This window comes from Geovibrio sp. ADMFC3 (assembly GCF_054687035.1).
This window is the reverse complement of sequence record NZ_BAAFZG010000002.1, coordinates 993,398-1,005,120: the sequence shown is the minus strand read 5'-3', so window position 1 is coordinate 1,005,120 and position 11,723 is coordinate 993,398. Positions and strand designations below refer to the sequence as shown.

Below are 11,723 nucleotides of genomic sequence, written 5' to 3'. Positions count from 1 at the left end.
ATGAGGAGTTTTGATTATGAAAAAACAGTTAGGCTTAAAAACTTTGTTAACCTGTATGTTTATGTTCTGCCTCGCCTTGTCCGCTGCGGCACAGGACTATCCTCTGGGTTCTGAGGGTCTGAAAGCGGCTACTCTGCCCGGTCCCGGTTTTTACTACGTTATGTACAACCAGTACTACACATCAGATGAACTGAAAGATGCGGACGGAGATAAGATAGACAACGGCTTTGACGCCACAATATTTGCTATGGCTCACCGTTTTGTTTATGTTACCAATAAAAAGATCTTCGGAGCTGATTACGGTATGAATCTGATTGTTCCCACGGTTAATCTTAATATCGAAATGAGCGGAATTGGAGTTGATGATTCCTCAACAGGAATAGGGGATATTACCATTGAGCCCATTGCCCTTGCGTGGCACAAGCCCAGATACGATGCACTTCTCGCCGGAGCCGTCTATCTGCCCACAGGTGAGTATGATGAAAGAGATGCAGCGAATATCGGCAGCGACCATTTCACTTTCCAGCTTTCAGGAGGATACACTGTCTATTTTGATCCTGAAAGGCTCTGGCACTTCGGCTTTTTAGCCCGTTATGAAAAGCATCTGGAAAACAGGGCAACAGATGTTACATTCGGAGATGATGTAGATATAGATTACGGTCTCGGAAGAACATTCGGTCTGTGGGATGTGGGTATTTCAGGCTATGCGCACTGGCAGGTTACAGAGGACAAAGGCAGCGATAAAACCACAGATGAAAAAGACCGTATTTTCGCTGTGGGACCAGAAGTTCAATACACAATACCTGCTTTAAAAGGGCAGATTGTGGCAAAATACTACAAAGAGTTCGGAGCGCGGGACACAAAAGAAGGCGATGCGTTCTGGCTTAAACTCGTAAAAGCGTTCTAAGTTCCTCCTTTATCATTAACAATTGCTGAGAGAGTTCGTCTCTCTCAGCTTTTTTGTAAGTGTCTTTAATTAAGCTAGAGACAGGTGTTCTGTTTTTAAAACTTAGAATTGCCTGCCTGTATAAAGCTTCAGTTTTTAAAAAGAAAGCGTAATTTTTGCCGCTTTTTCAGGGATTACACCAAGACCTTCGGCAACGATGGGTTTCACATTTTCATTGCCGAAGAATTTCAGAAGTGATTCAAGATGCGGAGTAAAGAAGTCCTCATTTTTTGCGGATTTATTCAGTATACAATACGACTCTTTTAGTAAGTTCACGGCGGTTTCCGGTTATCGGTCACCGCCGTTTTTTATTTGTCTAAATTATAGCGTACAGTTCATTTCTGCCCGCTGTTTGATATCGGTATTTATTTTTACTTTTTGCCGAGGGCAAATTTGTAGATAGCGTAGAATCGGATGTCGTTGTAGCCTTCGCCGCCGTCTTTAACATCTATATCAGCGTATCTTGCCCTGAGGCTGAGTCCGTCCAGAGTTCCTGAAAAGGCATACTGAACACTGTAATCTATTTCAGACTGATCCTTGCCTGTTGATTCCGGTACATCATATTCAGCATAGAAAACATATGCACTCAGACCCTTCAGACCTATACGGGAGAAGTCGTAAGCCGCTTTCACTGCGTAAACGTCCTCTTCTGCTCTGCCCGATGCCAGTACCTGCTGGATTACAACCTTATCATCACCCCATGGGAGAACAAGACCATCGTCACCTGTTTTGGCATAAAAGCCTGTAACATTAAAGCCTTTAAACACCGCACCTGTGTTGAAGCCGTACTGGTATGTGTCAGCTTCGCCGTTGAGTTCATCGCCCTGAGATTTCTGAGTAAAGTATGAAGGGTTGAAATAAATGTTTGTTTCGCCGAATTTTTTGCTCAGCGAAGCCTTGAAAAAGGTCTCTCTGTAAACATCCTCCATGGTGTAAAACCAGCCCTGAACATTGGCTTTCACAGCATCTGTGGGAATATTGTATGATGCTCCGAAGATTGCCATGTGGTTATCTTCAGATATCGATGCAGCGCCTCCGGGTTCGTCCGCAACAGCTTTGGAGAGTGTGATGAACTCATCATCACTCCATCCCATTGAGTCTGTGATGTAGTAAGCAGAAAGAGTAAGATTCTCAAGGGAATTGTTCACGATGGAAAGCCCTTTGAAAGTTCTGGGCATCATGCGGATGTCATGAATGTTGAACATGGGGGTTTTGATTTCCTGCGCCCCGTATTTGATGACTGTATCAAACCATTCGCCCTGGATGAAATACTCCTGAAGACGGGTGACACTTTTGTGGTTTCCGTCTTCATCTCTGGCAAGAAGGCTGTAAACGGCATCATCATCGTCATTGAAGATACTGTTTGCCGTTGCGAAAGCTGCACCGAACGATATTCCTTTAAAGGATGCGGTGCGGTAATACAGCAATCCGCCGGCGGCATTATCCAGCCTGTCCGGTGTGGTTTTGTCAAAGTTCCTCTGAAAACTGAGTATTCTGATTTCGCCTTTAAGCGAACCGTCAGCGAACATATCCTTTACATTGTCGGCAGCAAAACTAAAGAGCGCCGTACAGAATGTCACTGAAAAAATTAAAAGTAGCTTTCTCATAAATCCTCCTGATTATTGTTGGTTTTATTCCGCGCATAGGAGAGTGAGTGTGTTGGGCAGTTGTCAATGCACTCCATGCAGCTTGTACATTTTGTGTTCATATCTTCATCGTTTTCTGTAATGTTTATTCCTTCCGGACAGGATCTTATGCAGGATGAACAGAGTCCTCCGCTGTGTGAAATACATGTCTGGCTGTTCAGCACTGGTCTGAACCTGACAAAAGGTATCTTTGAGACAAGGGAGAATAATGCGGATACCGGGCATATGTAAGAACACCATTTCTTAAATATCAGTATTTCCGCTGCGAGGATTGCAGGGAAAATTATCAGGTTCCAGCTCGGTTCAAGTACAAACAGCATTTTCAGGACTGCAAAGATGAAACCGAAAAAAATGCCTATAGGGCAGATCAGGCAAAAAACCGGAAATCCTGCTAAAAATGATACAGCGACAGAGCCAGCCGCAATCAGCACCGGAAGCCTTTTTATATATTTGTTGGCTTTTTCCGAAGGCTGATATTTTTTGCCGTTGCTGCCGAATACTTTTTTTATGAGAGTTGTCGGGCAGAACCAGCCACAGAAAAAACGCCCCAAAACCAGCACGGCTATAAGCCCTGAGAGCGTACCGAACAGCATGCCTGTCGGAAGACTGCCAGAGGCAGCTGCTATCTGCAGAAACCCCAGCGGGCAGAGTGTGCAGTATGAGCCCACTCCTGTGCCGATAAAAAAAGCTGCCGTGATGATGATTACACCTCCGGCAAGGGTCAGAATTCTGTATTTGGATAAATGCAGCCGTTTCAACTTTTACCGCTCCCTGCTTCTTCGCTGTATTCTCTCGCCGGTACGCCGTCTGTTCTGGGTTTAACTATTACACCTTTATTCCGGGTGGTTTTACGCAGCGCAGTGGACGGGCATTTCAACTCACATATCCCGCAACCGTTGCATTTTTCAGGTATCACCACAGGGCGTTTGTTTTCATCCAGATATATGGCCTTCAGCGGGCATTCATCCACACACACAGTGCAGCCTGTCCATTCCCATGCCACACAGTCTGTCTCAGATATAACCGCCACTCCTATATCAAGTTTTTCTTTGCTGATGGGTTTGAGTGCTCCTGTAGGGCAGACTTCAGTGCATTTCATGCAGGAGTTGCAATAAGACACCTTAAAAGTAACTACCGGAGTGTTCATATCAATTAACCCGTAAGAAAGGGAAGCCGGCATCACCACATTTGTTGGGCACACCTGCACGCATTTCTGACACCTGTTGCACCTCTCCAGAAACTCCTTTTCTGAAGCAGCTCCGGGAGGTCTCAGAAAGTCTTGTCTGTCATTCTCCGCACAGAGCGCCTGCTTTGGTGCTGCTGATACCACCGAGATCAGTTTAATAAATGTTCTTCTGGAAATTTTCATATCTGAACTCTTTAAATACCCTTTACAATGCCTCAGAAAAGTATTCTTCCTCCGCCGACAGTTCCTGTCATTGCGGGCATCTGATTTATCAGAATACTCAGCAGGAATATTCCCAGTGCAGCGGACAGTCTGAATATCGTATTCAATGCTGGCTGCTTTCTCAGCGCCGGTATAAAAGAAGCAAGCGCAGGGATCACAAACATTGTTAACACCGCTCCCCACATCACCGGTGCGAGGCTTCCCGATGTGAGCTGTTCAAAGGAGAGTATCCTGTCGGGAGGAGCCAGCATTTTGATTCTCAGTATAAAAGCGGCGAAAAGCAGAACGCTTACGCTGAGAATGCACAGTGAAATGATAGATTTTTTCCTGAAAAAGCTGTTACTGCATGAGCTGTCTGTTACCGCCAGCACTGAAGTAAACTGCACGGAAAGCGCAATAAACAGGCTTAACAAAAGAAAAGTATGCAGAGCTGGTCTGGTGCTGATCATGTATAGCTTGGACAGGCAGAATATAACTGCGGCTGACACTGCCGCTGATGTAAAGGCAATGTACATACCTGAAGGTTTTCTGATGAAGAGAACCAGTCCGAAAACAGCAGACACTGCAAGGGATATCACAGCACTGCTAAGTCCTGTTCCGGGTTTGGCTAGTATGTTGATGATTCCGGCCGGATTATTTAGTCCCAGAGCAACAGAAAGGACTGCGAATAAGCTTGTCAGGAAAACAGCCAAAGCATATTTCTCAGCCTTTTCTCCGGAATCTGTGATCATTTTTGCTGCAATACAGAGCAATATCCCGGCGTTTACGATGCCTAAAAACAAAAAAAATGTCATTTGCCATTTAGTATACATACATGCCTCGCTATTCAGGCGTGGTACATGCGGATAACATGTCTTCAACAACGGCAAGATCCATTTTTGTATATTCTTCGGTAATCATAGCCAGACCTTTGTAAAAATCAGTCAGGGCAAATTTTTTAATATCGGAGCATAATTCCGGAACCCAGTTTAAAAGATGGTTCTCTATGAACTGTTTCTGTTCACCCAGAAGAACGGCTGCTGCTTTTTTATCATCTTTTTCAAAGGCTTTGCGTATTTCTCCGCAGATATGTGCCATAAATTCAAGCTGAACAAATATATGGTCTTCGGGTATGTTGTAGCTGTTTTCAAGCCCCAGCTTATTTTCCCTCAGAATCCGGAGCATTTCGTCTCTGGCGTCCTGCATTATCAGTCTTTCCTGACTGGTGTAGACGGACTCATACGGGTAGGCGACTTTCTTGGGATCCACAATTCCGGCTCCGAGAAATACTTTTGCGTAGTCAACCGCAAGATCTGTCAGAGGATCTGTATGCGGAAGATTAAGATAGCCTTTTATAATCCTGTATCCGTTGGTGATTTCGGTGTTTCCGTCTTCGGGATATGCAGCATTCTTCATCTGCATGAACAGGCTTTCATCAACTTCCGATTTGTATAAATGCATGAGAAAGAGATACATGCTTTCACGGCAGCCGTTTATTTCAGTATATTCTGCAATTGTTTCCATTTTCGGCTCTCCTGTTTTACAGGGCGGCAGTGCTGCCGCCCCATAATTTTGTTGTCAGATGTTCTCAAAGAATGTCCATGATTTCTTGTTTTGCCATTTTGCTGTTTTATCGTGCAGTATGTAGCGTGTTGCAGGGTGGTTTCCTTCATCGGGAAGGCTGCGGGCAGCGGAGCCGGCTTCCTTGATAATTTTGGAAACTTTGCTTTCCGGATCATTGACGTCACCGAAAAATCTGGCTTTAGCACAGCAAACCTTAACGCATGCGGGCTGATCTCCCGCATTCAGAAGGTGAGAACACATTGTACATTTTTCAACGTACTGCTGTTTTTCATTGAATTTACGTGCGCCGTAGGGGCATGCGGATATGCACGACATGCAGGCGATACACTTCTTGCTGTCAACGAGTATTACACCGTCTTTATCCACATATGATGCGCCGGTGGGACATACTTCCACACAGGGAGCATTTTCGCATGACTGGCATACGGCAGGGAGGTAGTACATCTCCAGATTTGGAAAGCTGCCTGTGGGACCTATGGTGAAGACTTTATTGTACTGCACCCCGAGGTCGATTTTATTCTCATTCTTGCAGGCGATCTCGCATGAGTAGCATCCGATGCAACGGTCAAGGTCTATTACTAACGCTGTTTTTTTCATTGTTAAATCTCCACTGTTTTAGTTTTGTCAGACACTTGGGGCATCCATGGTTCAAACTGCTTCGGTTCGGTCCAGATGCCTTTTGGAGCTTCTTTGGCTTTTGATATTTTCACCTGATAGCCTCTGAGGGTATACGTTCCGCATAAGTCATTGAAAGGAGCGGTCTGTTTGGAAAGAACATTCACATTCATTTCCTGCCAGCCGTGGGTGGGAGTATCAAGATTTTCCGGGTTCCAGAAACGCTCCATATAAACTACTCCCTTTGCGATTCCTTCAGTAACAAGCGCTCTCGCGTGGATTTTTCCTCTCATTGATTCGATCTGAACCCAGTCATCCTGAGATACACCGTATTTCTTGGCATCAGCCGGGTGTACCCACAGTTCTGCGTATGGCTTGATCTCTCTGAGGTACGGGATATTTCTCAGAGTTGTGTGATGCCAGAAGGGGAGGCGTCCGTTGGTCATAACAAGAGGATATTCTTTACCTACTTCATTATCGGGACTTTCTGAAGGTTTGAGGTAGTAAGGCAGCGGATCGTAATCCTTGGTTGCCGGAGGCAGAGGATAGGTTGTGAAGGGCTGACCTGTACGACCCAGAATGATAAGGCTTTCCATATAGCCTTCCACTTTACCTGTTCCTGTGTTAAAGCCTTTTACTTTGCCTGTCTTAGGGTTGATTTCTTTGTAAACATAGTAGCGTCTGAATCTTTCCATCGGAGTAAATTCAAAAGGCGTCTTGTCTTTGTATTCTTTCCATGTCATTCCGAAAAAGCTTGTCCAATGGTCAAGCTGCTCTTCGTATGTGTTGTAATAGGGTGATTCTGGCGCTGTCTGAGCTTTGTCGAAAGAGCGTTTGCAGTTTTCATGCCCCAGCTCTCCGCAGCGTTTTGCTATCTGAGCCCAGATCCATGTCTCGTTAGCTGTTTCATAAAGATGTGTAACAGCCTTGCGTGAGAAGCATTTGTTGAAGGAAGCAGTTATGAAGTCTGACTCAAGCCATTCCGTTGCAGGCAGAAGATAGTCGGAATAAGCAGAGAAAGATGTGGGGTAAAGGAAGATATGCACGATCAGGTCAAGGTTTTTCATTCCCTCAACCCATGCGGACGCATTTGCCACTGTGCCGAGCTTGTTGCCTGAACGTTCAAGCCATGCTTTAAGTTTATAGGGCTTGCCGGTAGTCATGGCTTCAAGTATTGCTGTGGGCTGTGCAATCCACCAGTGGAGCATACCTTTATGCTCAACAGAGCCCAGACGTTTATGAAGCTGTGCTTCAGAGAGGAAGCTTTTAAGTTTTGTTGTTCTGAGGAGTCCTCCGACGCCCTTGTCTTCATAACGCTGAAGCAGGACGCCCGGTTTTTCAAAATAACCCATGAGAATATGCAGAACAGCAGTAACCTGCGCTGCCTGAGTTGAGTTGGGGGTCTGGTCTGTTGCCACGCCGAGTGCTATACTGGAGGGGGCGTCTTTTGCAAACATGAGTATTGCTTTTTCTATTGATTTCGGCTCAAGCCAGCATTCTTTTCCGGCAGCTTGCAGAGTCCAGGGTTCAGCTCTTTCCTTGAGAAGCTGAAATCCGGTTTTGTACTCTTCACCGTTTATTGTGAATGTTCCATCAAGCGCAGGGTCTAAGTTGTCGTCATATGGGAAGGGAAGGGGTTTTGCAGAGTTTGTTTTAGTGTCCCAGACGACAAATGTTTTGTCATCAGCATTTTTGAAAAGCTCTTTGCCTCTGAGCATCATTTTTGTTTTTGTATTTACCAGATAAGGCAGGTTTGACCATTTCTGTAAGAAGTCTTTGTCATAAAGCTTGTTTGCGATGATGTAACGAACCCATGACAGCCCCAGAGCCACATCTGTTCCGGGTCTGATGGGCAGCCAGATATCTGCTTTTGAAGCATCCGGAGTGAAACGAGGGTCAATGACAACTGTTTTCAGACCTCTTGCCCTGTTTTCAGCAAGAACTCGTCCTGCCTGTGAAGGTCCGCTGTAAGCGGGAGCTGTGCCCCACATAACAAGGCTTTTGGCGTTTCTTTCATTATAGAAATAGAGTTCGACACCGTTTGAGTCGCCAAGGCTGGTATCTGTACCCTGATAGGACTTGTTATCTCCGTATGCCATGCCGTAGATAAGTGTTCTGGGCATATAACACTGAGCAGCGCCGGGCTCAAACCAGTTCGGTGTGTCAAAAGTGTCGCAGAACCTGCAGGCGCCGTTGAAGTTGGGGTTTCCGCCTCCGCCTGTTGATGCAAATACTGATTCTGCGCCGTATTTCGCCCTTATTTCCATAAGTTTATGGGCTATCTCATCTATAGCCTGTTCCCATGAAATACGTTTCCATTTGTTTTCCCCCCTCAGACCGACTCTTTTAAGCGGGTATTTAAGTCTGTTAGGGTGGTAGAGTGCCTGTATTCCGGAAAGCCCTTTGACACAAAGTGCGCCTTCACTTCTGGAAAAATCAGGATCGCCGTCAAGCTTCACAACACGCCCGTTTTTAACATGGGCAAGAACGCCGCAGTCTGCTGTACAGCTTCGGCAGTTTGTTCTGATGATTTGAGTGTCATCAGTTGTTGCCGCTTCCGCTCCGGGTACAAGGCTGCCGCCGAGGAGCGAGCCAGCTGATGCCATAGTACCGGCAACTGCTGTAGCCTTTAAAAAATCCCTACGATTCAGTTTAAAATGTTGCATTAAATCCTCCTAATTAAAATTGCGCATAACATATTGTTGTTATTTATGATTTAAGAGGTTTCTCTCTGCGGCAGCTTCCATGCCCGACTGTGTTGAAACCCACTTAACATCCCATTCAAGGGCGCCTGCGTCCTCCAGTTCACCGATGAAGTAACTGGCAAAAATATTTTCTCGTGCCATTATTTCGTTATCTGCCAACATGCTCTCAATCTGCTGCGTTGTTTTCGGCTGCGCACAGGCACGGATAATTGTTATGAAAATATCCGCATATTCAGGCGAGTTTCTGAAAAGCTGATGCAGCCTTTTATTTGGAGCCGCAGCATCCGCCACGGTTTTTCCTGCCGGGGTTGTCTGAAGCTCTATGGCGCTCTCATTTTTAAGAGTTTCCAGCCCCCCGGACTCTAAAAGACAGTTGACAACTGCCTGAGCCGAATGAAGCATCGCTTTGGCCCCAACCCATTTTCTTATCTGAGTTTTGATCTCTTCCAGCGGGCGGGGAGTGAAACAGTAATTGAGAGTTTTGTACATGATTTCCCGTGATGCGGGTTCGGAGGCTATTTTTATAAAGAGTTCATCAGCCTCTGACGCGTGATTTGCAGTCTGAGTATTTTGATTCATAAAGTTCTCCTGAAATAAAAATTAATTAACTTTGTTGCTCTCTCCGTCAGCAGGAACTATATTTCCGTTGGGCAGTGAGTTTGCTTGTTTATATAATGCAATGGAAATGCCAATTGGTTTTCTTGGTAAAAGTTGAATATTATCAAGTATATAATCTTTGGTATGTTTCTTTATGAGTGTCTCAAAAGTGAGATCTGTCTCATATTTAAGTCAGTATTTTTTATTTAGCTGGATTTTACGCAAGTTCAGCACAGAGGCGTTTTATGAAAAAGAAAAGTCAGATATGGCAGCTTAAGCCTATTGTCCTAACCAGTTGTGATCCAGAGGTCTGGAGAAAAGTCACTGAAGCAAAACAGACGCTTATTGAAACCGGAAAACTACCTGATGATGCAGCTTTTATCCCTGAGGAAATAATTGAAATGTGGACACGCTCCATACGCTGCGGAATCAGATGGGACAACCCGATCAAAGTTCCCAAGCTCAGTGAAAGTGATTTTGAGCGTATCAAGGAAAAGAAAAGTCTTTTCATAGAAGTTGCGACAGGCTTCATAAAAGAGTTTCAGGAGATACTTGAAGGAACTGACTTTACAATGTCAATTACCGATGAAAACGGGATTCTTCTCAGCAAAACAAATAACTCTGACAGGATATGGAATGACTTTATGCTTGATATCGGAGATATTTGGAGTGAGGAATATGTCGGCTGTACCGCTCATACCCTTGCTCTTGCCTACAGCCGCCCTATTCAGATAATGGGTCCGGCTAATTTTTACAAGTTTCTTGAAAGCAACCTGAGTTCCGCTGCCCCGATATTCAATGAATACGGGGAAACAATAGGAAGCATAAGGCTTGTTCAGAGAAACGCAGATATAACCAGAATGATGACCCATACATTAGGCTGGGTAACTTCCGTGGCATCCGCAATCAGCAGTCAGCTTAAGCTGTTTCGGAGAGATAAACGCCTTAAGCTCATGAATTCAACCCTTAAGGCAACTTTCGCCCATATTGAAGACGGCTATATTTCAATAGATGATTCAGGACGCATTATTAACATAAACAAAGAAGCAGCAAGGCTTCTGAATCTCTCAAGTGATTCAAAGATTAATCTTTTTACCATACTCTCAGACTCCACAGCTTTAATAAATGCACTGCACACAGGAAGAGCTGTTCTCGATCAGAACCTGATGCTGAAAACTGATTCTTCGGAGCATTTTATTGTAGATATTGACCCGTTTCACGGAGATCGTCTCAAGCATGCCCAAGGTGCGGTTATACGCATAAGAAAGAAAACCGAAAGTGTAACGACCGAAGATTCTGCGAGAGTTCACAGCATTACTTTCGATAGAATAATAGGTAAAAGTCAGATTATGGAAACTCTGAAAGATACCGCAAAGATGGTTTCCCGCAAACCGATTAACATACTGCTTCTCGGAGAGAGCGGAACGGGAAAAGAGGTTTTTGCTCAGGCAATACACAACTTCTATTATAAATCAGGTCCGTTTGTTGCGATCAACTGTGCATCGATTCCTGCGAATCTTATTGAAAGCGAGCTTTTCGGTTATGAAAGCGGGGCGTTTACCGGTGCGGAAAAAGCAGGAAGAAAAGGGAAGATTGAATATGCAAACGGCGGAACTCTCTTCCTTGATGAGATCGGTGATATGCCTCCTGCGCTTCAGCCTGTTCTTCTTCGTGTTCTGGAAGAGAAAAGAGTGACACGAATCGGCGGTAATAAAAGTATTCCTGTTGATTTCAGAATTATTTCCGCAACTAACAAAACTCTATGCGGCAATTTTACGGAAGAAAAATTCCGTCAGGACTTGTATTTCAGGCTTGCGGTTGTAAAGCTTGAGCTGCCTCCTCTCAGAGAACGGGGTGAGGATATACTTCTCCTTGCGGATAACTTTATTAAAAGCACCTGCAACAACTTTAATATGCCTGTCTGTACACTGGCCGGGGAAACTGAAAAAATCCTTATGGAGTTTCCCTGGCCGGGGAATGTAAGGCAGCTCCAGAATGCAATGATATATGCAGTAACTGTTGCAGCGGGGAGAGTCATCACCCCGAAAGATCTGCCTCACGATATAACAGGCGGAGTAAAATATTCGCTCTCTAACAAACTGGATGCTCTTAAAGACCTGGAAAAGGATGTTATTCTGAAAACAATCAAGGAACTCGGAAATGCCACAGAGGCGGCAAAAACTCTGGGAATAAGCAGGGCGACTTTATACCGGAAAATAAAAAACTGATAAACAGGATATAGA

11 protein-coding genes are annotated in these 11,723 nt (G+C 44.9%); 2 read left to right on the top strand and 9 right to left on the bottom strand.

Features of this window, described 5'->3' with window-relative positions; genetic code table 11:
* Positions 1-16 precede the first annotated feature (16 nt).
* Positions 17-907: a SphA family protein gene (locus ACYRYY_RS05085; protein WP_460214468.1), complete on the top strand. Its 891-nt coding sequence runs from the start codon at positions 17-19 to the stop codon at positions 905-907.
* Between the two features lie 135 nt (positions 908-1,042).
* Here the strand turns inward: ACYRYY_RS05085 and ACYRYY_RS05080 are convergent, their stop codons facing one another.
* The 9 genes from ACYRYY_RS05080 to ACYRYY_RS05040 all read right to left on the bottom strand — a co-directional run bounded on the left by ACYRYY_RS05080 (position 1,043) and on the right by ACYRYY_RS05040 (position 9,462).
* Positions 1,043-1,222, bottom strand: coding sequence for a hypothetical protein (locus tag ACYRYY_RS05080; RefSeq protein ID WP_460214466.1), 180 nt, complete (start codon positions 1,220-1,222; stop codon positions 1,043-1,045).
* Between the two features lie 95 nt (positions 1,223-1,317).
* Positions 1,318-2,553: an OprD family outer membrane porin gene (locus ACYRYY_RS05075; protein WP_460214465.1), complete on the bottom strand. Its 1,236-nt coding sequence runs from the start codon at positions 2,551-2,553 to the stop codon at positions 1,318-1,320.
* On the bottom strand, positions 2,550-3,350 hold the full coding sequence (locus ACYRYY_RS05070; RefSeq protein ID WP_460214464.1) for a 4Fe-4S binding protein: 801 nt from the start codon (positions 3,348-3,350) through the stop codon (positions 2,550-2,552). The genes ACYRYY_RS05075 and ACYRYY_RS05070 overlap by 4 nt, the downstream gene beginning before the upstream one ends.
* Entirely contained in the window at positions 3,347-3,961 is a 615-nt protein-coding gene (locus ACYRYY_RS05065; protein ID WP_460214463.1) for a 4Fe-4S dicluster domain-containing protein, read from the bottom strand. Before ACYRYY_RS05065 ends, ACYRYY_RS05070 begins: the two co-directional genes overlap by 4 nt.
* Positions 3,962-3,993: 32 nt before the next feature.
* A complete protein-coding gene (locus ACYRYY_RS05060) occupies positions 3,994-4,731 on the bottom strand; it encodes a hypothetical protein (protein WP_460214462.1) in 738 nt (245 codons plus the stop codon).
* A 91-nt stretch (positions 4,732-4,822) separates the two neighbouring features.
* Entirely contained in the window at positions 4,823-5,503 is a 681-nt protein-coding gene (locus tag ACYRYY_RS05055) for a TorD/DmsD family molecular chaperone (protein ID WP_460214460.1), read from the bottom strand.
* A gap of 54 nt (positions 5,504-5,557) precedes the next feature.
* Entirely contained in the window at positions 5,558-6,160 is a 603-nt protein-coding gene (locus tag ACYRYY_RS05050; protein ID WP_460214459.1) for a 4Fe-4S dicluster domain-containing protein, read from the bottom strand.
* Between the two features lie 2 nt (positions 6,161-6,162).
* Positions 6,163-8,844, bottom strand: a complete 2,682-nt coding sequence (locus ACYRYY_RS05045; protein ID WP_460214457.1) for a molybdopterin-dependent oxidoreductase — start codon at positions 8,842-8,844, stop codon at positions 6,163-6,165.
* Positions 8,845-8,883: 39 nt separating this feature from the next.
* Positions 8,884-9,462 (bottom strand): hypothetical protein, encoded by a 579-nt coding sequence (locus ACYRYY_RS05040; RefSeq protein WP_460214456.1) that lies wholly within the window; start codon positions 9,460-9,462, stop codon positions 8,884-8,886.
* A gap of 263 nt (positions 9,463-9,725) precedes the next feature.
* On the opposite strand from ACYRYY_RS05040, the gene ACYRYY_RS05035 reads away from it, so the two are divergent.
* Positions 9,726-11,708: a sigma-54-dependent Fis family transcriptional regulator gene (locus ACYRYY_RS05035; RefSeq protein WP_460214455.1), complete on the top strand. Its 1,983-nt coding sequence runs from the start codon at positions 9,726-9,728 to the stop codon at positions 11,706-11,708.
* Positions 11,709-11,723: the final 15 nt, after the last annotated feature.